Raw genomic sequence first — 21,628 nt, 5'->3', positions numbered from 1 at the left:
CCGGTAAAAGAAGTTGAAGAAACAAAAGAAGAAGTGAAAGAACCGGTAAAAGAAGTTGAAGAAACAAAAGAAGAAGTGAAAGAACCGGTAAAAGAAGTTGAAGAAACAAAAGAAGAAGTAAAAGAGCCAACAAAAGAAGTTGAAGAAGCGAAAGAACCAAAGAAAGAAGTAAAAGAATCAGCGACAGGGTTGGATCAAGAGCCAAAAGGGAATAATCAAGTTGTTGCAAACGAGGGAAGAAAAGCAGACACTTTAAATAAACAACATACTAATAAGCCAGAGGAAGGCAAGAAATCTTTACCATCAACAGGCGGTGAAGCTAGCACATCGACTTTACTTTCTGGAATAACACTTGTTCTTTCCGCACTAAGTATGTTCGTATTTAGAAAGAGATTATTTAAGAAGTAAATAACGTTTAATCTCATTATTATATATAATTAATTTTTTCTTTTTTGAGAAGACATTATCATGGCAGTTTCATTAGAAACATACATATGATGATGTCTTTTTTTATGAGAGAAGGATATTACTGGAGATTGTCTAAGTGTATTAGAAAAGGAGGGGAAGTTATGCATATTAATTCTATTTCAAAGATCGAAGAAGCTGCAGTATTTATTTCGATGATGAATAAAGATAGTACTCAGCATGTTGGTTATTGCGGGGAAAATCATGAAGAAATATTGGACGCTATTCTTCATGGTTTTTCTGATATAGGGTGGGAGAAGTCTTTTGTCGTTTCTTATAATGATAATAATGAAATTGTAGGTGTATTAGGGTTTGATATAGATGAGGTAAGCGAAAGTGCGGAGATTTGGGGGCCTTTTATTATAGCTTCGAATTGGGGAGAGATTGCTTTAAGTATGTGGGAGAAACTTATCGAGAAGATTCCACTTCATATTCAAAAGTTTCATGGATTTTATCAAGTGAAAAATAATAATAGCATCGACTTTATGAAATATTTACAAGCTAAAAAACAAGAGAAACATAGCGTTTTAATTTTAAAGAAAAGTAATGTGGAGCAATGTGCAATGAATCAAATAGAGGAAGCATCTCAACAAGTATTTGAGCAGTTTATTGCTTTACACAATAATGTTTTTCCTAATACATATTATGACGGAAATGAAATTATCGGACGTTTAAGTGATATGAATAAATTATTTGTAAGTATGAAGAATGATAAGTTAGAAGGTTACGTATATGTTGAAGTAAATCCGGAGTTTCAAGAAGCGAATATCGAATTTATTGCAACTGCTGAAAATAGTAGAAGAAAAGGTGTCGGAGAGCGGTTATTACAAGCTGCTATTCAGTATATTTTCTCGTCCCAAGGGATGAAAGAGATAGAACTATGTTTGAATACGAATAATGATCGTGCGATGGAGTTGTACAAGAAAGTAGGGTTTGAGGAGAAGGCATGTTTACAACACTATATAATAGAGTAAAAACCCATTCGTATGAAGATTATATTTCATACGAATGGGTTTTATTTCATTTACTTTGCCGCCCTCGGTAATAACAGATTCAGGACTAATTTGAGGGCCGAATTCTTCTTGTATAAGAGGTGCCAATCGTTACATAACCTTTTTTATTTTTTTCGGAACTTCTTTCGTTTGCGAATTAACATCTTCTTTTCGCAGCTCTTTAAAGAGCGAAGTAACCATAAGGACGACTACGATAGAAAATGGTAGTGCTGCAATTATAGCTGCAATTTGCAGTGCATTTAATCCTCCAGCTTGTAATAAAATAGCTGCAATTATCGCGATTGTTAATCCCCATATAAGTTTTAAACTATTTTTCGGTGATAAGCTTCCGTTGCTCGTCTGCATGGAAACAACAAATGTTGCCGAGTCTGCAGAAGTAACGAAAAATGTGGCTACTAAAATTAACCCGATAATTGTTAAAAATGTAGAGAATGGTAGGTGTGAAATAACAGCAAATAATCCAATCTCTGTCCCGTTTTTTGCGATTTCATCAGCTACTCCAAGGGATTGGAACATTTCCATATGGATAGCGGTGCCGCCAAATACTGCAAACCAAAATGTGCAGATAAGAGTTGGGACTAATACAACTCCAAAAATAAACTCTTTTATTGTGCGTCCTTTAGAAATACGGGCGATGAATGTACCGACGAATGGAGACCAAGAGATCCACCATCCCCAATAGAAAATAGTCCAGTTTTCTATCCAAGAAGAAGATTTTTCATTAAATGCTCCTAAATTTAATCCCATACTAGGTAAAGCTCCAATATAAGAACCGAGTGTAGATGTGAAATATTTCATAATAAATACAGTTGGTCCTAAAAGTAAAAAGGAGACGAGTAATATACCTGCAAGAGAGAAATTTAAGTTACTCAAATATTTAATCCCACGATCTAAGCCTGTTTGTGCACTTGTTAAATATAAAACAGCGAAGATGGCGATAAGTATGAGCTGTGTAAGTAAAGTGTTATGAATAGAAGGGAATAAATAGCTTAATCCTCCGGCGATTTGTTGAGCACCAATCCCAACAGATGGCACAATACCGAATACAGTGGCTAAAACAGCTAAAATATCAACTGTTTTTCCGATAGGAGAATTTTTCGATCGATTAAATAATGGAGTAACTGTAGCCCCAATTGTGCTACCTTTTTGTTTGCGGAATGTGAAATATGCAATTGTTAAAGCAACCATTGCGTATAGTGACCATGGAAAGAGACCCCAGTGGAAAAATGAATATTGCATAGCGAGCTTGGCGCTTTCCTCTGTACCTGCTTTTCCTGTTAGTGGATCTGTAAAATGTGAAATCGGTTCAGCGATTCCATAAAAGAGGAGTCCAATTCCCATTCCTGCCCCAAATAACATGGATAGCCAAGATGGATAACTATACTTTGGTTTTTCACCATCTTTACCAAGACGAATAGAACCGTACTTAGAAAATGCTAAATAAGCGGCTAAAATAATCATTGCGGTCATAAGTAGAGAGTAAAACCATCCAAATTTATTAAGGATAAATGAATTTAAGGAAGATGTAACGCTTTGTAAATCATAGCCTTGTATCCAACTTGCCGGGGTAATTCCCCATATGATGAATAATGTTGTTAGCAAGATGGAGATATAAAATACACTGTTTTCTTTTTTTATCATAGAATCCCACCCTTGTTTAATAAAGTTAACAATTATATTAATCATAACAATTAAAGAAAAAATTGTCAAAAAATTCTCTTTTTATTACGTGAAAGGATTCGGATTACTTTCGGGAGAAAAAAGGGAATTTGTTCACGATATGTACAAAATGTAAGAAGAAATAATATGAAATATTGCATTTTATATTGTTGTATCTAGATTTTATGTTAAATTCGTGAATGGAATATTTGAATAGGGGGCAAGGATATGAACAAGAAATCAAAAATTAATAAAGTAATGCTTAGTATTAGTACAATGGCTCTATCGCTGGGGGCAATTCAAACTCATGCATCAGCAGAAGAAAAGGTGCCATATAATGTATTGCATTCGAAACCAGTTGGAATTGAAAAACCAGTAGATGAGGTTGGACACGTTTCTAAAGCGGAGGAAACATTATCGTTTGAAGAACGGTTAAAAGTAGGAGACTTTTCACAGCGACCAGCATCTATTCCGAACAAAGCGGCAGTAAAGCAAGTTAAAGAAAGCTATTCAATGGCTGATTTAAACAAAATGAATAATCAAGAATTAGTTGAAACGTTAGGCAGTATTAAGTGGTATCAAATTACAGACTTATTCCAGTTTAATGAAGATGCAAAGGCCTTTTATAAAGATAAAGGGAAAATGCAAGTCGTTATAGATGAATTAGCTCATCGAGGTAGTACATTTACGAAAGATGATTCAAAAGGAATTCAAACGTTTACGGAAGTGTTACGTTCAGCTTTTTATCTAGCATTTTATAATAACGAATTAAGTGAATTAAATGAAAGAAGCTTCCAGGATAAATGTTTACCTGCTTTAAAAGCAATTGCGAATAACCCAAACTTTAAGCTAGGTACAGATGAGCAAGATACAGTCGTATCTGCATACGGAAAATTGATTAGTAACGCTTCAAGTGATGTTGAAACGATTCAATACGCAGCTAATATTTTAAAACAATATAATGATAATCTTCATACGTATGTAGGCGATCGTATGAAAGGACAAGCTGTATACGATATTATGCAAGGGATTGACTATGATATACAGTCTTACTTAATTGAGGCTCGTAAAGAAGCGAATGAAACGATGTGGTATGGAAAAGTAGATGGGTTTATTAATGAAATAAATCGTATTGCTCTTCTAAATGAAGTAACACCAGAAAATAAGTGGCTCGTTAATAATGGAATTTACTTTGCTAGTCGTTTAGGGAAGTTTCATAGCAATCCAAATAAAGGATTAGAAGTTGTGACACAGGCAATGCATATGTATCCACGTTTAAGTGAACCGTATTTTGTCGCAGTAGAACAAATTACAACAAATTATAACGGAAAAGATTATAGCGGGAATACAGTAGATTTAGAGAAAATACGTAAAGAAGGAAAAGAGCAGTACTTACCAAAAACGTATACATTTGATGATGGATCTATCGTATTTAAAACAGGAGATAAAGTATCGGAAGAAAAAATTAAGAGACTATACTGGGCTGCAAAGGAAGTAAAAGCGCAGTATCATCGTGTAATTGGGAATGATAAAGCGTTAGAGCCGGGCAATGCAGATGATATATTAACGATCGTAATTTATAACAGTCCAGAAGAGTACCAATTAAATAGACAACTGTATGGATATGAAACGAACAACGGTGGAATTTATATTGAAGAAACAGGAACATTCTTTACATATGAACGTACGCCAGAACAAAGTATTTATAGTTTAGAAGAATTATTCCGCCATGAGTTTACCCATTATCTTCAAGGGAGATATGAAGTGCCAGGTTTATTCGGAAGAGGAGATATGTATCAAAATGAAAGGCTAACTTGGTTCCAAGAAGGAAATGCAGAGTTTTTCGCAGGATCTACTCGTACGAATAACGTTGTACCAAGAAAGAGTATAATTAGCGGATTATCATCTGATCCTGCAAGCCGTTATACAGCAGAGCGTACACTATTTGCTAAATACGGTTCTTGGGATTTCTATAATTACTCGTTCGCATTGCAGTCTTACTTATATACGCATCAGTTTGAAACATTTGATAAAATTCAAGATTTGATTCGTGCGAATGACGTGAAAAATTATGATGCATATCGTGAAAATCTAAGTAAAGATCCTAAGTTAAATAAAGAGTATCAAGAGTATATGCAGCAGTTAATTGATAATCAAGATAAATATAATGTACCGGAAGTAGCAGATGATTATTTAGCTGAACATGCACCGAAATCGTTAACTGAAGTGAAAAAAGAAATTAGTGATACGTTGCCTATGAAAGATACAAAAATGACAAAACATAATTCTCAATTCTTTAATACATTTACATTAGAAGGTACGTATACAGGTAGTGTCACAAAAGGTGAATCAGAAGATTGGAAAGCAATGAGTAAAAGAGTAAATGAATCTTTAGAACAATTGGCGCAAAAAGAATGGAGTGGCTACAAAACTGTTACAGCATACTTCGTCAATTATCGTGTGAATAGTTCAAATGAATTTGAATATGATGTAGTCTTCCATGGAATCGCAAAAGATGATGGAGAAAATAAAGCTCCAACGGTTAATATAAATGGCCCTTATAGCGGTCTTGTAAAAGAGGGAATTCAATTTAAAAGTGATGGCTCAAACGATGAAGATGGAAAAATTGTTTCTTATTTATGGGAATTTGGAGATGGAAGCACAAGTGCAGAAGTGAATCCAGTACATGTATATGAAAGAGAAGGTTCTTATAAAGTATCGTTAAGAGTAAAAGATGATAAAGGCAAAGAGAGCAGAAGCGAAACAACTGTTACGATTAAAGATGGAAGTTTAACAGAATCAGAACCAAATAATCGTCTAGAAGAAGCAAATCGTATCGGGCTAAATAGTACGATAAAAGGCAGTCTTATTGGCGGGGACCACACTGATGTTTATACATTTAATGTAGCATCAGCGAAAGATATCGACATTTCTGTTTTAAATGAGTATGGAATTGGGATGACATGGGTACTTCACCATGAATCAGATATGCAAAATTATGCAGCTTACGGTCAAGCCAATGGGAATCATATAGAAGCGAAATTTAATGCAAAACCAGGCAAGTATTACTTGTATGTATATAAATATGATAATGGTGATGGAACGTACAAATTATCAGTAAAATAAGTGTCTTTCCAATGTATGTTTAACTTTACTTTTTGTGGAAAATGATATATTATATAGATATATAATATATCGGTTATTTTCTAGGAGGAGCCTGTCACAATGGGTTTCTCCTGTTCTTTTTTAGAGGCCTGTACTGCAGGCTTTTCTTTAAAGGTTAAATAACTGAAAATTAAGAACAATAATCTTTGGAAGAGGTGGGGCATACACATAACAAAAAAGGGATTGTTTAAGAGAGGGGGATAAGAAATGGTTTTGTTTGGTTATCCACTTGAGACAATTTATTTATATGGATTTATTATTGCTACTATACTCACTGTGATTTATATCTTTTTTGGGGATATATTTGAATCCATATTTAGTTTTGGAGGCGGATCGGTATCCGTTGTTACTTTATTACTTAGTTTTTTCGCCATGTTATGTGGACTTAGTTATATAGGAGAATATTTATTTTCCTTTAATAGTATTCTTATTTTCGTGGCTGCATTTGCTATATCCTTTATTGGTGTATTCATAATGAAAATATTAATTTTAAAGCCGATTGCAGAGGCTGAACAAAATACTGTGCAACGTATGGATGAATTCATTGGTTGCAAGGGAGAAGTCATTACGACAATTCCTACAGAAGGATTTGGTGAAGTATTAATATCCTCCCAATTTGGAAGTAATGCAATTCCAGCTAAAACAATTGGGAAAAAAGATATTTCACAAGGAACTGAAGTTATTATTGAGGGAGTCCAAGATGGTGTTTTGCTTGTACAAAACATCGCTTATTCTTTAAAAAAACCAAAATTATAAGGGGGAATTCACATGACGATTCCATTAATTATTGGTGGAGTTTTACTCGCAATTTTAATTCTACTCATTTTAGTATTCATTACGAAGTATCGAACAGTTGGACCAGATGAAGCGTTAATTGTTACAGGGAACTGGCTTGGTGGTGGGAAAAATGTAGTTACCACTGATGATGGAAAGAAGATTAAGATTATTCGCGGTGGCGGTACATTCGTAGTGCCAATCATGCAAAGAGCAGAACCTTTAAGCTTACTAAATTACAAGTTAGAAGTGGGCACACGCGATACGTATACGAAGCAAGGTGTTCCAGTTACAGTAAATGGTGTTTCTATTATTAAAGTAGGTTCTACAATTGAAGAAGTATCGACAGCAGCTGAGCAATATTTAGGAAAAGAAACAGAAGAGTTAAAAGTAGAAGCGAAAGAAGTTTTAGAAGGTCATTTACGTGCGATTTTATCTTCTATGACAGTAGAAGATGCGTATAGTAATAGAGAGCAATTTGCGCAAAAAGTGCATGAAGTAGCTTCTACAGATTTAAAGAAAATGGGTCTTCGCATCGTTTCCTTTACAATTAAAGAAATCATGGATAAGAACGGTTACTTAGATGCACTTGGTCAGCCACAAATTGCGACGGTTAAGCGTGATGCAACAATTGCAAATGCAGAGCGTGAAAAGGAAGCTCGTATTGAAAAAGCTCGTGCTGAGAAAGAAGCGAAAGAAGCTGAATACCAACGTGATGCCCAAATCGCTGAAGCTGAAAAACATAAAGAATTAAAAGTACAATCTTATAAGAGAGAGCAAGAACAAGCTCGTGCAGATGCGGATCTTTCTTACGAATTACAACAAGCGAAAGCGCAACAAGGTGTTACAGAAGAGCAAATGCGTGTTAAAATCATTGAGCGTGAGAAACAAATTGAATTAGAAGAAAAAGAGATTGCGCGTCGTGAAAAGCAATACGATGCAGAAGTAAAGAAAAAAGCAGATGCAGATCGCTATGCTGTTGAGCAATCAGCGGAAGCAGAAAAAGTAAAACAAATGAAAAAGGCAGATGCGGATCAATATAAGATTGAGGCTGAAGCGAGAGCGCGTGCGGAAGAAGTACGTGTGGAAGGTTTAGCGAAGGCGGAAATCGAAAAAGCGCAAGGTCAAGCTAAAGCGGAAGTACAAAAAGCACAAGGTACGGCGGAAGCAGATGTTATTAGGTTAAAAGGTTTAGCAGAAGCAGAAGCGAAACAAAAAATTGCAGAGGCATTTGAGTTATATGGCCAAGCGGCAATTATGGATATGGTACTTAAAATGCTTCCAAGTTATGCGAAGGAAGTTGCAAGCCCACTTAGTAACATTGATAAAATTACAGTTGTTGATACAGGCGGCGGTGGTAAAAATAGCGGCGCCGGAAAAGTTGCAGGTTATGCGACTGATTTAATGGCAACGATGCAAGAAACATTAAAAGCTTCTTCTGGCATTGATTTAAAAGAGTTATTAGAAGGATTTGCTGGAAAAGGAGCGGTTCAACAATTATCAAACGATAAACCTATTGTATCTGTAGTAGAAGATGAGAAAAAAGAAGTAGAAAAAGAAAAAGATAAAGAATAGTATAGTGGGTGGAACCTCTAGTAAGTGAGATACTAGAGGTTCTTCTGTGAATTGTTCGAATAATTTACATTTTAATATATTGTTTTAATTATTTAATTTATATAGAATGAAAAAGGTATGTATTAATTCTTTAATAGAAAAAGAGATAAAGAGTTGATACATTTTAATCGTATAATTTATATAAAGAAATTAAATGTAAGGTAATTACATTTAAAACGGTATGGAGGGGTAGAAATATGCTTCAAGGGAAATTAAGGAGAAGTAGTTTAAAAGCAAAGTTACTTGTGTCATTTGTTATCATTTTAGTTCTTCCAAGTATTGTAATTGGTTGGACGTCTTATCAACAAGCGAAGACAAATTTTAATGAAACAATTTTACAATCAGCGGAAGATAACGTAAAGATTTTAAATAATGTTATTAATAAAGAGATAGACAGTAAAAAGGTAGACGCAGTATATTTTACAAAGTTATTTAACGGAGTAAGTTACGGAACTGATCAGCTCCAAAATGTGCAAAATAAATTAGAAGAATATAATAAATTACATCCAGAAATAGAAGCAATTTATACGGGATCTAGTACGGGACAATTTATTCAATCACCGTCTATTCAAATGCCAGATGGATACAATCCTACCGAAAGAGATTGGTATAAAGAAGCAGCGAAAAAAAGCGGAGAAGTGGTTATCACAGCCCCATATAAGTCAAGTACAACAGGGAATATTGTTATTACAATAGCAAAACAAAATGAGGATAAGAGCGGTGTTCTCGGTATTGATTTAATTATTAATGGCATTGTAAATACTTCAAAAATGGTCAATATCGGCAAAAAAGGATATGTAGCAATCTTCGACCAATCTAAATATGTAATAGCACATCCGACGATGAAGCCAGGTGACAAAATAGAAGAAAAACTTGAGAAGGAATTGTACAAACAGGAAACAGGTGATTTTAAATTCAAACTCGATGGTGATGATCGCAATATTACCTTTATAACAAATAAGCAGACTGGATGGAAAATAGCAGGAATTATGCCTTCAAAAGAAATTATTGAAGCAGCTAATCCTATTTTCTATAAAACGCTAACTGTTATTGGTATTTCATTAATAATTGGTGGGATTTTAATTTACTTCATAATTGCTTCTATCATTAGTCCGTTAAAACAACTTGTTATATCATCGAAAAAGATTAGTGAAGGCGATTTAACAGAAACAATTACAGTTCATTCTAAAGATGAAATTGGACAGCTAGGAGAAAGTTTTAATGAGATGGCGGCATCATTACATCAGGTCATTTCCAATATAAATACTTCAGCAAGTCACGTGGCGGCATCTTCAGAAGAATTAACAGCTAGTATGAAGCAGACAAGTGAAGCGACGGAACAAATTACACAAGCAATAGAGCAAGTGTCGAGTGGGGCTGAAATACAAACGAAAGAAGTTGAAGAAGGCGCAACATTATTAGAAGAAGTTACAGAAGGAATTCAGCGTGTTGCAGATAGTTCTTCATTAGTATCCACAGCATCTATGTATACGAAGAAAAAGGCTGAAGATGGTGGGAAGTTAGTTGAACAAACTGTGAATCAAATGCAATTAATCCATGAGTCTGTTTCACAATCAGATAAAGTTATTGTTTTGTTAGATGATAAATCAAAACAAATTGGAGCAATTCTTGAGGTGATTCAACATATTGCAGAGCAGACAAATTTGTTAGCGTTAAATGCGGCAATTGAGGCTGCGAGAGCTGGTGAGCAAGGAAGAGGATTTGCAATTGTAGCAGATGAAGTACGAAAATTAGCTGAGCAATCAGGACAGTCTTCTACGGAAATTGGAAAACTAGTGAAAGAGATCCAATTTGATATAAAAGAAACGGTAAGTTCTATGAAGCAAGTTGGGACAGAAGTACAATCAGGACTTGTAGTTGCAAATGAAACGAAGCAAAGCTTTGCTGAAATATTGAAATCCACGGGTGATACAGTTGAACAAATTGATAACATGGTAGATGTAGCGAAGCAAATGACGGTAGATGCAAGACAAGTAAGTGCATCTATTAATGAAATTGCAGCTACGATTGAAGAAAATGCAGCAAGCGTTCAAAATATTGCTGGTTCATCTGAAGAACAATTAGCTTCGGTAGATGAAATAAATGCAGCAGCAGTCCATTTATCACAAATGGCAGAAGAATTACAAGAGATGATTGGTAAGTTTAAAGTGTAATAACGAATGTTAAGAAACGAGGTAATAATTTTACTTCGTTTCTTTTTTTATGAAGAGAAAAAGAAAGAAATATAGAGTAACCATGTTATGATTAAGTATAATTAAAGAGACTGTATATTCTTTAAATTCTATCTTTAATCATGTTAGGGGAATGGTTTTGAAATTAAAAAAATTAAAACTACAACCGAGAATTACATTAACTATTAGTACACTAATTTTAGTTGTACTTCTGTTAACGAGTTATTTATTTTATTACATATTATCTAAAACGGTAGAAGAGCAAATTGGGAAACGGGCTTTGCATGTTGCGAAAACAGTTGCTGCTATACCAGAAATAAAGGAAGCTTTTCAAAAAGAAAATCCAGCTTCTGTCATTCAGCCGATTGCAGAAAAAATTCGAATTGATACAGATGCTGATTTTATTGTAGTTGGAAATAAAGAGGGGATTCGATATGCACACCCTAAGCGAGATAAAATAGGAGAAGCAATGGTTGGTGGAGATAACGAAGGGGTTCTATTAGAAGGGAAATCTTATGTTTCGAGAGCAACTGGATCATTAGGCCCTTCATTACGCGGAAAAGTTCCAATCCGTAATCAGGAAAATGAAATTATTGGCGTGGTGTCTGTTGGATTTTCAATGGACGATATTCATGGTGCAGTAGAAGTGTATGGAAAGCGTGTATTTTGGATTACAATAGCAGGTCTTTTAATTGGGATAATTGGTTCTATATATTTAGCAGGCAGTATAAAAAGAATGATGTTTGGTATGGAGCCAGAAGAAATTTCATCTTTATATGAAGAGCATAGTACAGTGATTCAATCTGTACGTGAAGGGATTATTGTTATTGATCAAAATGGGATGATTAGATTAGTCAATCAAGCAGCTTATGACATTCTTTCATTAGATGAACAACGAAATATTATTGGAGAATTTATTTTAGATGTAATTCCTAATTCAACGATACTAGATGTACTTCAAACTGGGGAAGAACAGTTTGATCGTCAATTAAATATAAAAGGGCAGGCTGTTATTGCGAATCGTCTACCTATTAAAGTAAAGAATAAAGTAACTGGTGTTGTATCGAGCTTACGTTTGAAATCTGAAATGGATCAGTTAACAGCAGAATTATCTCAGACGAAGCAATATACAGAGGCATTAAGAGCGCAAACGCATGAATATAATAACTTATTGTATACGCTTTCAGGACTTATCCAGTTAGAATCATATGAAGATGCTTTAGAGCTTATTCATAAGGAAACGGCGGTCTATCAAGATTTTGTTCAATTTATTATGAAGCGAATTCAAAATCCATGGTTAGGTGGGATTTTAATTGGATTCTATAATAGAGCAAGAGAGTTGAAGATTGATTTTATGCTAGACAGAGAGAGTAGCTTAGACAAATTAAGCCCGCATATTGAGAGTAATTATGTCGTTTCTATTTTAGGAAATTTAATTACGAATGCATTTGAAGCGATTGAAAGAAATGAAGAACATAATAAGAAAGTAAGAATGTTTGTAACTGATATCGGAGAAGAAATAGTAATTGAAGTGGAAGACTCAGGACAAGGGATTCATGATGAGGTCATTACTAGCATATTCTATAAAGGCTTCTCGACGAAAGAAGGCGAGAAGCGAGGGTATGGATTAGCAAAAGTGAAAGAGTTAGTAGAAGATTTAAATGGAAGTATCGCAATCGAAAAAGGGGATTTAGGTGGTGCATTGTTTATTATTGCATTACCGAAAGAGAGAGGCGAGTTGTAATGGGTGAGGAGATTGAAGTATTGATTGTAGAAGATGATATTCGAATTGCAGATATTCATCGGCGTTTTACTGGAAAGATTGAGGGATTTAAAGTAATTGGAACAGCGACGACTGGGGAACAAGCGAAAGAATGGTTAGATCTTGTGAAGCCACAGCTTGTTTTATTAGACGTGTACTTACCTGATATGCAAGGAACGGAACTTGTCACATATATTAGGCATAATTTACATGATACAGATATTATTATGATTACAGCTGCATCGGAAACAGATATAGTGAGGCACGCCCTGCGAGGCGGAGTAACAGATTATATCGTAAAACCACTTATGTTTGATCGATTTAAGACAAGTTTGGAAAATTATAAAAAAAAGCTTGTACAGTTAAAGAAAAATAATCAGTTATCTATAGAACAAATTGAACATTTATGGTCTCAAAGGGGTGTAAAGGGAAATGAAATAGAATATGCGCCGAAAGGTATAGACCCCTTAACTTTAGCAAAAATAAAAAAGCATATGTTAACAGTAAAGGAAAAAGGTATTACTGCGGAAGTGCTAAGCTCAATGGTCGGAGTAAGTAGGTCAACAGCAAGGCGCTATTTAGAGTATTTAATATCTGGGAAAAAAGTTCATGCAGAGCTTATATATGGAAGTGTGGGGAGACCAGAGAGAAGATATTTTCTTGTTTCTTCATAATAAAAAACAGTAGAGGATATATGTCCGCTACTGTTTTTTATTTTATATCGGAATAATCCCAATTACAATTCCAGTAATCAACATGACCATTGTCGTTCCAACTGCCCACAATAAAGTGAAGCGTTGATGTTCACCAAAATCAACTTTAGCCATTCCGACTAATAAATAAGTGGATGCAACAAGAGGGCTTAATAAGTGAACAGGTTGCCCGAGTAAGGAAGCGCGTCCCATTTCAGCTGCACTAATTCCGTAAGTGGCAGCAGCTTTCGTTAAAATAGGTAGTACACCGAAATAAAATGCATCATTGGACATGAAAAATGTGAATGGCATACTAAGAAGAGCTGTAATAATTGGTAGTTGTGGTCCAAGAGCGTCTGGTATAAGAGTTACTACACTTTTAGCCATTGCATCTACCATTTTTGTTCCTGATAAAATCCCAGTGAAAATCCCAGCGGCAAATACGAGAGAAACAACCGCTAATACGTTTCCTGCGTGAGAAGCAATACGCTCTTTCTGTTGCTCTAAGTTCGGATAGTTAATCATAACAGCAATAGCGAAAGCGATTGTAAATAAAACAGGTAACGGCATAACTTCTAGTATGAGACAGACAAGTAAGGTAGCAGTTAATAAAAAGTTAATCCATAGAAGTTTAGGGCGCTTATGAACAGCAGCTTCTACTGTTGCAGCTTGCTCATCCATCGTTTGCATTTGTTTTAAATATTGTACATCCATAATTCCTAAACGCTTTCTTTCTTTTTTTCCAAGATAGTAAGCAACGAAAACTACCCAAAGTGCACCAGCAATCATTCCTGGTATAAGTGGTGTAAAGAGCTCTGATGCGTCTAGTCCAAGTGCACTCATAACACGAGCTGTCGGTCCACCCCACGGTGTAAGATTTGTCACGCCTGCACCTAACATAACAACCCCAGCTAATATAAGTGGATTCATTCCAAGGCGTTTATATAGTGGGTACATTGCGGAAACAGTAATCATATACGTTGTCGTTCCATCCCCATCTAATGAAACGATAATTGTAAGAATTGCTGTGCCAACAACAATTTTTAAAGGATCTCCTTTCACAAATTTCAAAATCCTACTAATGACAGGATCGAATAAACCGCTATCAATCATAATTCCAAAATATAAAATGGCAAACATAAGCATAATACCAGTAGGTGCTAGTTTTTGAATTCCTTCTAACATCATAGGTCCCATGTTTGCATAAAAGCCTCCAATTAATGCGAACGTAATTGGAATTAATATTAATGCTACTAGTGCTGACATACGTTTCGTCATAATTAAAAACATAAAGACAAATACCATCGCAAATCCAAGTAGTGCTAACATGTAATCTCCCCCTCAAAATGATTACGCTTTCAAAATAAAATAAAAATTCAGAAAAAGGTTTTTTTGTTTATCATAAAAGTATCTATTTGAATGGTAAATAATTTGAAAAATAACATCATTAGAAGCATAATTTTTATTTTGGTCATTTTGTTCACGGTAGTTAATTTGAATTTTTTAAAAATAAGCTGCTCTCCATAAGAATGGTAGAATAAGATGAAAATATTGAAGTGTGAAATAGGGAGTAGATTTTATATGAAAACAAGAATGGAAGAGATTTGTAGTTCTTATGAAGGAAAAGTAGAAGAGATTTTTGTTAATGAATCTTCTTACGTATATGAGTGGGAAAAATTAATGATGATCCGAAAAAATAACGGTGAACTTGAAAAGATTGCAGTCGGCATCAGTGGAAATATAAGATTAGTAAATGTAGTTGTTGGGCAGCAAATTCATACAGGTACATTATTAGTTAGGTTGGAAGATGATTTATTAATTACAGGTTGTGAATGATGAGAGGTGTGTAGAGAGGACTACACATCTTTTTTGTTCTATATATTACAAAAGACACATTGTTTTTTCACAAATCGCACACAAGTTTTTGATATGCTCCTTGTAGAAGATACGGTTAGGGAGGAAATAGAATGAGAACAAAGTATGTGATGCTTGCTATATGCTTATTCTTTGTCTTTACAATTGTAGGATGTGGTAAGAAACAAGCAGAGGCTGTGGCAATTGATGAGAAACATGATAAGTGTGATATTTGCCAAATTGGGGTAATGGATAATCAATTTGCAACACAAATCATTTTAGAAAATGGAAAAGCATTAAAGTTTGATGATATCGGTTGTATGTATAAATGGATGGAGATTAATCCAGGTGAAAAGACGAAAGAAAAATTTGTTCGAGATTATGATTCGAAAGATTGGGTTTCGTTAGAAGACGCTACTTATGTATATGATAAAACAATTACAACACCAATGGCTTATAATGTCATTTCATTTAAAAACAAAAAAGATGCAGAGAGCTTTGTATCTAACTATAAGGGGAAAATTCTTTCGTATAAAGAGCTAGCAGAGCATAAATGGGAAATGAATAAAGAAATGATGGGGAACCCGAAAAAGGGAAATCACGGTGCGCATCATTAATACTAGAAAAAGACAACTATATAGTTGTCTTTTTCTAGTATTATTCAGGTGCAAATATAGAAAAGGTGTAAAATTTTTAGAAGAACGGTTACAATGGAATATAGTAACCTAAAGCAATCATTTATCCCGCTTTAATGGGCAGTAAGACCCCCACCTCAAAATGCAGTGAAAGCAAAGAAGTTAGGTGGGGGGCGGGCTGCCCATAAAAGCCCGATTGGTTCAACTAATAATCAGTGGGGATGAAGAAAACCCCCACTGATTATTAGTTGAACTTTATGTACTTTTTAGAAATGTATACAAATGCGGTAAAATCGTGCTAAACTAATTGCTTCGCTAATATAAGTTTAGATAATCCGATTAAAGAAGGAATATAAAGGGCTTATGGATAAATGTACTCAAGAAGAGTTATTGTATGTGATGGAGGAATGGTTAAGAAAACATTATCTTTCATAGGAGCTGTAGTTGTGAGAAAACAAAAAATTTTATTATGTATGTTATTAGGACTTTTAATGACGGTAGTGGCTTGCGATAAGCAAGAAGAGCCAGAATCGAAACCGGTTCATGTGAAAAACGAAAAGAAAAAAGAGAAGCATAAAGAACAGGAAGAATCTAAAGAAGAAAAAAGTATAAATTTAATGGACAAACAGTTGCTACTTTCTGCAACTCTTGGAGACACAGAAACAGCTATGAAGTTGATCCAAGATGGAGCGAATATAAATGTAGAAGGTGACAACGGAGAAACACCTGTCCTTGCAGCAACGTACCAAAATCATGTAGAGACAGTGAAAGCATTAATTGGTGCAGGGGCTAATATTGAAATTAAAGATGAGAAACAAAGCAATCCACTTCTTTATGCAAGTAGAGAAGGCTATACGGATATTGTAAAAGTATTAATTAATGCAGGAGTTAATACGAAAGAAACGACTAAGTCAGGTGGAACAGCACTTATTTCTGCATCTGAGCGTGGCCATGTAGAGGTCGTAAAAGAATTGTTAGAGCATACAGATATTGATGTGAATTATAAAAATGCTCGTGGTGGAACAGCTTTAGTAGAAGCAATCGTATTAGGAAATGGTAGTGAAAACCATAAGAAAGTAATTCAAATGCTTATTGACCACGGGGCAGATGTAAATATGGCCAATAAGGAAAATATTACGCCACTGCAATATGCTGAAAAAAGAGGTTTTAAAGATATTGCAAATATGTTGAGGGCAGCTGGAGCGAATGAAGTAGTACAGCCACAACAACCAGTAGAATAAAAAACGAAAAATAATCCCATTTAGATAGACAGAATGAAGAAATCAGTTAGCATGATGGATTCAGTAATGTGTATGTAAATGGGATTTTTATTTTGAGCATGAAAAATAGATTGTAAATGGTATATGAAGTAACTAAGGAGGATATAAATGAGGCTCTCAGAACTTGATTTAATAGCAATTCAAGTAGAGGTTTTATTTGTTCATAATCAAGTAGGGAAAATGAAATATGTAAATGAACAAGGAAATCCGAAAGCACCACGTTTTTTTCTTGGCAGAACTCGTTAAGGGAGTATAACGAGATATCATTGTGATCTGGATGATGAAATGGTAAGTAAGATTGAGAACTTAATTCGAGAACCTTCAAATCATATAGAGGTAGCAAAGATTATTCATGTATTAAATGAAGAAAGAACAGTAAAAAATATTTGGATGGGCCCTGCTTTCATGTTCTCTAATAATTTACATAAGCCAACTAGAACAATACAGATAACAGAGAAGAATAAAGAGCTTTTACGAGAAAATTTTCCTCATCTAATAGAACAGATGGAGTGGAGGCAACCTTACTTTGCAATTGTAAAAAATGAAAAGGTAGTTTCTATATGTTGCAGTGCTAGGAGTACGCCTGTAGCTGCTGAGGCGAGTGTGGAAACTTTAGCAGAGTTTCAAGGGAATGGATATGGTACTGATGTTGTTACAGCCTGGGCGATATCAATACAAGAAGATAAACGCATTCCACTTTATAGTACTTCTTGGGATAATTATGCTTCACAAGCAGTTGCAAGAAAACTAAAACTGATTAACTATGGAATGGATTTGCATATTACTTAAATTTTAAAGATAGTGGTTTACTGTTGGGGGTTTATTTTTATATCTAGATTAATGTTAAGGGGATATGGTGAATATTAACATTCGGTTAACGGCTAATTAACAATCTATCAAAACTGACTTAATAAATGCGTAATATAGTAAAGGTAATAAAATAACTAGGGTAGAGAACATTTGAGAACACCCGCTTACATATAACGTGCCACTTTCTTAGGTGTGCTCTATTCCCTAGAGTTCAAATAAGGAGAAAGGTGTTCTATGTAAGTAGGTGTTTTTAGTTTGGATAAAAACAGAAAAGTTAGGTGGAATGTATGTTTAAAGAACCTTATATTGCGATGATAAAGGATTGGAAAGGATACAACACATACAAAAAATTACCGAAAACAGTTTTTCTTATGACGGGTTCAATGCTGGAATTACCAGAGCGTGTATATGAATTACAGAAACATGGACATGATGTCTTTCTTCATTGTGATTTTATACAAGGTTTAAATACGAATACAGAGGAAGCACTTTTGTATATTCAAGACGTTATCGGAGCACAAGGCATTATTTCAACAAAAGGATCGACAATTCGAAATGCCAATAAAATTGGATTAAAAACGATCCAACGTATTTTTATTGTCGATACTTTATCTCTTACAAAATCAATTGAAAATTGTAAAACGACTAAACCGAATGCAGTAGAGATTATGCCTGGTATTATGCCTTCCATTATTAAGCAGTTAGCAGAGGAAATAGAATTTCCTATCATTGCAGGCGGATTGATTCAAACGCGAGAAGATGCAGAAGTTGCCATTCGTGCAGGAGCGAGTGCGATTTCGACGAGTCACTATGAAGTATGGATACAAGAAGAAAAAAGGAGTGCAATCTTGTGATTGAATTGAAAAATGTTTCAAAGGTATATAAAAATGCAGAAGAGACAGCGGTTAAGGGTGTATCGGTTCACATTAAGAAGGGCGAGTTTTTTGTTTTAGTTGGGCCTTCAGGATGTGGGAAAAGCACATTATTACGAATGATCGCTGGCCTAGAAGAAATTTCTTCGGGGGATTTAATTATTAATGAACGTGTTGCTAATGATTTAGAGCCGAAAGATCGTAATCTATCAATGGTATTTCAAAATTATGCACTATACCCACACTTATCTGTAGAAGAAAATATTTTATTTGGACTTAAGGTAAGGAAAGTACAAAAAGAAGAGCGGCAAAAGAGATTAATGGAAGCTATTGAAATGGTAGGGCTGAAAGAGTATGTGAAAATGAAACCAGGTCAATTATCAGGTGGACAAAGACAGCGTGTTGCGCTTGCTAGAGCAATCGTGAGCCAAGCACCGATTTGTTTAATGGATGAACCACTTTCGAATTTAGACGCGAAATTACGTGCGCAAATGAGAATTGAAATTAGAGAAATTCAGCAGCGTTTAGGAATTACAATGATTTACGTTACTCATGATCAAATAGAGGCGATGACTATGGGGGACCGTATCATGGTTTTAAATAAAGGAAGTATACAGCAAGTTGGAACACCGCTTGACATCTATAACGAACCAGCAAATGAATTTGTTGCAAGTTTTATAGGGTCTCCTTCGATGAATATAGATGATGGAGAAGTAGACAAAGAAAAAGGTGTATTACATATAGGGCAATTGCAAATTCCTTTATCTATTGGACAGTTAAAGCAATTACCAGAAGGAATAATTCGCATAGGCATGCGTCCTGAGCATATTGCCCTGTCTGAGGAAGGACAAGAAGTTACGCTACAATCTGTAGAAGTATTAGGCAACGAATCTATATTAAACTTCGCAATAAATGGAACAACTTGGAGTGCAAAAGTCATTGGACAGCTACTCCTGAACAAAGGTGACAAAGTAAAATTATTATTCTCACAAGATAAGTTATGCTTCTTTCATCAAAATACGAATGAACGATTAAAAGTGGTAGCTGAAGAAGAGTTGAAAGTGGTGGCGAAATAATGATTGAAGTAGGCAAGTTACCAGCCCAAGCAAAGGTGGTAAAAAAGAAGAATTTATGGAGTAGAACGAAAGAGTTAAGAATAGGATTATTATTTTTAGCGCCATCTATTTTATTGTTCTCGATTTTTCTTTTTTATCCATTATTTAGGACGATTTACTATAGCTTTTATTTAACAGATATACACGGAGAAGCTAATCTTTTCGTTGGCTTAGAAAATTATCAATACTTATTTTCTGATCCTGCTTTCTACAAAAGCATAAAGTCAACTTTATTATTTGTTGTATATACAGTGCCTACGAGTATTATACTCGCTTTATTTCTTGCATTGATTGCAAATGGAAAAGTAAGAGGTATTGGGGTATTCCGTGTGTTATTTTCTTCCACTATGGGAATATCAGTAGCTGCTAGTGCGGTGATTTGGCTATTTTTATTTCATCCAAGTGTCGGATTATTTAATAATATATTAGCCTCTATGAATCTACCTGCAATCGCATGGTTAACGAGTCCAGATTGGGCATTGTTCTCTGTATCAGTTACAACGGTTTGGGTGAATACAGGATTTGCATTTTTAGTTATATTAGGTGGTTTACAAAACATTGATACGTCTTTATATGAAAGTGCATCTATAGATGGTGCTAGCTATTTATATAAGCTTCGTCGTGTTACATTACCGATGCTATCACCAACTTTATTCTTTATCGTGACAGTAACGTTAATTAGTGCGTTCCAAAGCTTCGGACAAATTGATATTTTAACGCATGGTGGACCAAATGATGCAACGAATTTAATTGTATATTCGATTTATAAAGAGGCATTTGTGAATCATCAATTTGGAACAGCAAGTGCACAAGCGATGGTATTATTTATTTTCATTTTCATTGTTACATTACTTCAATTCAAGTTTGCTGAGAGAAAGGTGCATTATAAATGATCGTTAAACAGTGGAAACAAAATTTCCTATTATACATGCTGCTCATTATTAGTGCAGTAATGGTGTTTTTTCCTGTACTCTATGCATTTTTAATAAGCTTTATGACACCAGACGATATTCAAATGAGAAGGTTATTTCCGACTCAATTTACTTTTGATAATTTTATTAATATTTTTCAAAAAGTACCGCTTTTTACATACTTATATAACAGTTTAGTTGTATCGACAGTTGTTATGATTGGACAACTTATAGTATCAAGCTTAGCAGCGTATGCTTTCGTCTTTCTTCAGTTTAAAGGAAGAAATCTTATTTTCTTCCTGTTTATTTCAACGATGCTTATTCCGTGGGAAGCGACGATGGTACCTAACTTTTTAACGATTCAAAACTTTGGTTGGATCAATAGCTTCGCTGGAATGACAGTGCCGTTTTTTGCAACAGCTTTCGGTATTTTCTTACTACGTCAACACTTTATGACGCTTCCGAATGAACTGAAAGAAGCTGCTTTTATTGAAGGGATTGGAAATGTAAAGTTTTTATTTAGCGTTGTAATTCCGTATTGTAAAACGAGTTTTATTACGCTTGGAGTATATAGTTTTTTAACAACATGGAATATGTACTTATGGCCACTTTTAGTGACCACTGATGAAAAGGTAAGAACAGTCCAAATTGGTGTGAAGCAGCTTCAGTCTCAAGAAGTTGCAACTGATTGGGGAAGCGTAATGGCCGGTGTTACGGTTATCGTAATTCCGACATTGATTCTACTATTTTTAGGGCAAAAGCAATTACAACAAGGATTAACAAAAGGTGCAATTAAATAACTAAGAGAAGGTGAG

17 protein-coding genes and 2 pseudogenes are annotated in these 21,628 nt (G+C 34.7%); 17 read left to right on the top strand and 2 right to left on the bottom strand.

The window, feature by feature from the left end; translation table 11 throughout:
* A partial coding sequence (locus PDK19_RS16135) for an LPXTG cell wall anchor domain-containing protein (RefSeq protein ID WP_270707577.1) occupies nucleotides 1–408 on the top strand: 408 nt, incomplete at its 5' end.
* Between the two features lie 161 nt (nucleotides 409–569).
* Nucleotides 570–1,439, top strand: coding sequence for a GNAT family N-acetyltransferase (locus PDK19_RS16130; protein WP_049111091.1), 870 nt, complete (start codon nucleotides 570–572; stop codon nucleotides 1,437–1,439).
* A gap of 129 nt (nucleotides 1,440–1,568) precedes the next feature.
* On the opposite strand, the gene opuD is transcribed toward PDK19_RS16130, so the two are convergent.
* The gene (gene opuD, locus PDK19_RS16125) at nucleotides 1,569–3,119 is read right to left on the bottom strand and encodes a glycine betaine transporter OpuD (RefSeq protein ID WP_014893334.1); all 1,551 of its coding nucleotides are present in this window, start codon (nucleotides 3,117–3,119) and stop codon (nucleotides 1,569–1,571) included.
* A 246-nt stretch (nucleotides 3,120–3,365) separates the two neighbouring features.
* Here opuD and colA point away from each other — a divergent pair, with 246 nt between their 5' ends.
* From colA to PDK19_RS16095, 7 genes and pseudogenes are all read left to right on the top strand, one after another.
* The gene (gene colA / locus PDK19_RS16120; RefSeq protein WP_001036374.1) at nucleotides 3,366–6,263 is read left to right on the top strand and encodes a collagenase ColA; all 2,898 of its coding nucleotides are present in this window, start codon (nucleotides 3,366–3,368) and stop codon (nucleotides 6,261–6,263) included.
* A gap of 246 nt (nucleotides 6,264–6,509) precedes the next feature.
* Nucleotides 6,510–7,058: an NfeD family protein gene (locus tag PDK19_RS16115; RefSeq protein ID WP_000242441.1), complete on the top strand. Its 549-nt coding sequence runs from the start codon at nucleotides 6,510–6,512 to the stop codon at nucleotides 7,056–7,058.
* A gap of 12 nt (nucleotides 7,059–7,070) precedes the next feature.
* Nucleotides 7,071–8,651, top strand: coding sequence for a flotillin family protein (locus PDK19_RS16110; RefSeq protein ID WP_000155025.1), 1,581 nt, complete (start codon nucleotides 7,071–7,073; stop codon nucleotides 8,649–8,651).
* 236 nt (nucleotides 8,652–8,887) lie between these two features.
* Nucleotides 8,888–9,925: pseudogene (locus tag PDK19_RS27455) on the top strand (HAMP domain-containing protein); the annotation flags it as partial.
* Nucleotides 9,917–10,864, top strand: a complete 948-nt coding sequence (locus tag PDK19_RS27450) for a methyl-accepting chemotaxis protein (RefSeq protein WP_370530094.1) — start codon at nucleotides 9,917–9,919, stop codon at nucleotides 10,862–10,864. The pseudogene PDK19_RS27455 and the gene PDK19_RS27450, both read left to right, overlap by 9 nt.
* A 151-nt stretch (nucleotides 10,865–11,015) precedes the next feature.
* Nucleotides 11,016–12,626 carry an ATP-binding protein gene (locus tag PDK19_RS16100; protein ID WP_073530756.1) on the top strand — a complete coding sequence of 537 codons (1,611 nt, stop codon included), beginning with the start codon at nucleotides 11,016–11,018 and terminating at the stop codon, nucleotides 12,624–12,626.
* Nucleotides 12,626–13,318 (top strand): response regulator, encoded by a 693-nt coding sequence (locus tag PDK19_RS16095; RefSeq protein ID WP_074615341.1) that lies wholly within the window; start codon nucleotides 12,626–12,628, stop codon nucleotides 13,316–13,318. The genes PDK19_RS16100 and PDK19_RS16095 overlap by 1 nt, the downstream gene beginning before the upstream one ends.
* Before the next feature lie 42 nt (nucleotides 13,319–13,360).
* Here the strand turns inward: PDK19_RS16095 and PDK19_RS16090 are convergent, their stop codons facing one another.
* A complete protein-coding gene (locus tag PDK19_RS16090) occupies nucleotides 13,361–14,665 on the bottom strand; it encodes a CitMHS family transporter (RefSeq protein WP_000880457.1) in 1,305 nt (434 codons plus the stop codon).
* A gap of 252 nt (nucleotides 14,666–14,917) precedes the next feature.
* Between PDK19_RS16090 and PDK19_RS16085 the strand changes: the two genes are divergently transcribed.
* From PDK19_RS16085 to PDK19_RS16050, 8 genes and pseudogenes are all read left to right on the top strand, one after another.
* Nucleotides 14,918–15,172 carry a biotin/lipoyl-binding protein gene (locus tag PDK19_RS16085; protein ID WP_049111086.1) on the top strand — a complete coding sequence of 85 codons (255 nt, stop codon included), beginning with the start codon at nucleotides 14,918–14,920 and terminating at the stop codon, nucleotides 15,170–15,172.
* A gap of 131 nt (nucleotides 15,173–15,303) precedes the next feature.
* On the top strand, nucleotides 15,304–15,807 hold the full coding sequence (locus tag PDK19_RS16080) for a nitrous oxide reductase accessory protein NosL (protein ID WP_014893332.1): 504 nt from the start codon (nucleotides 15,304–15,306) through the stop codon (nucleotides 15,805–15,807).
* A 389-nt stretch (nucleotides 15,808–16,196) separates the two neighbouring features.
* Nucleotides 16,197–17,066 carry an ankyrin repeat domain-containing protein gene (locus PDK19_RS16075; protein WP_000287347.1) on the top strand — a complete coding sequence of 290 codons (870 nt, stop codon included), beginning with the start codon at nucleotides 16,197–16,199 and terminating at the stop codon, nucleotides 17,064–17,066.
* Between the two features lie 147 nt (nucleotides 17,067–17,213).
* Nucleotides 17,214–17,894: pseudogene (locus PDK19_RS16070) on the top strand (GNAT family N-acetyltransferase).
* Nucleotides 17,895–18,202: 308 nt separating this feature from the next.
* Entirely contained in the window at nucleotides 18,203–18,769 is a 567-nt protein-coding gene (locus PDK19_RS16065) for a glycerol-3-phosphate responsive antiterminator (RefSeq protein WP_000472010.1), read from the top strand.
* A complete protein-coding gene (locus PDK19_RS16060) occupies nucleotides 18,766–19,863 on the top strand; it encodes an ABC transporter ATP-binding protein (protein WP_124878378.1) in 1,098 nt (365 codons plus the stop codon). Before PDK19_RS16065 ends, PDK19_RS16060 begins: the two co-directional genes overlap by 4 nt.
* Complete coding sequence (locus PDK19_RS16055) at nucleotides 19,863–20,795, top strand: carbohydrate ABC transporter permease (RefSeq protein ID WP_074568139.1); 933 nt, start codon at nucleotides 19,863–19,865, stop codon at nucleotides 20,793–20,795. The genes PDK19_RS16060 and PDK19_RS16055 overlap by 1 nt, the downstream gene beginning before the upstream one ends.
* Nucleotides 20,792–21,613, top strand: a complete 822-nt coding sequence (locus tag PDK19_RS16050; protein WP_000635951.1) for a carbohydrate ABC transporter permease — start codon at nucleotides 20,792–20,794, stop codon at nucleotides 21,611–21,613. Before PDK19_RS16055 ends, PDK19_RS16050 begins: the two co-directional genes overlap by 4 nt.
* The last annotated feature ends 15 nt before the right edge of the window (nucleotides 21,614–21,628 follow it).

Origin of the sequence: Bacillus cereus group sp. BcHK124 (assembly GCF_027712065.1) — a bacterium.
Classification (GTDB): Bacteria; Bacillota; Bacilli; order Bacillales; family Bacillaceae_G; genus Bacillus_A; species Bacillus_A pacificus.
The sequence above is the reverse complement of the archived record's forward strand: the minus strand, read 5'-3'. Positions and strand labels throughout refer to the sequence as shown.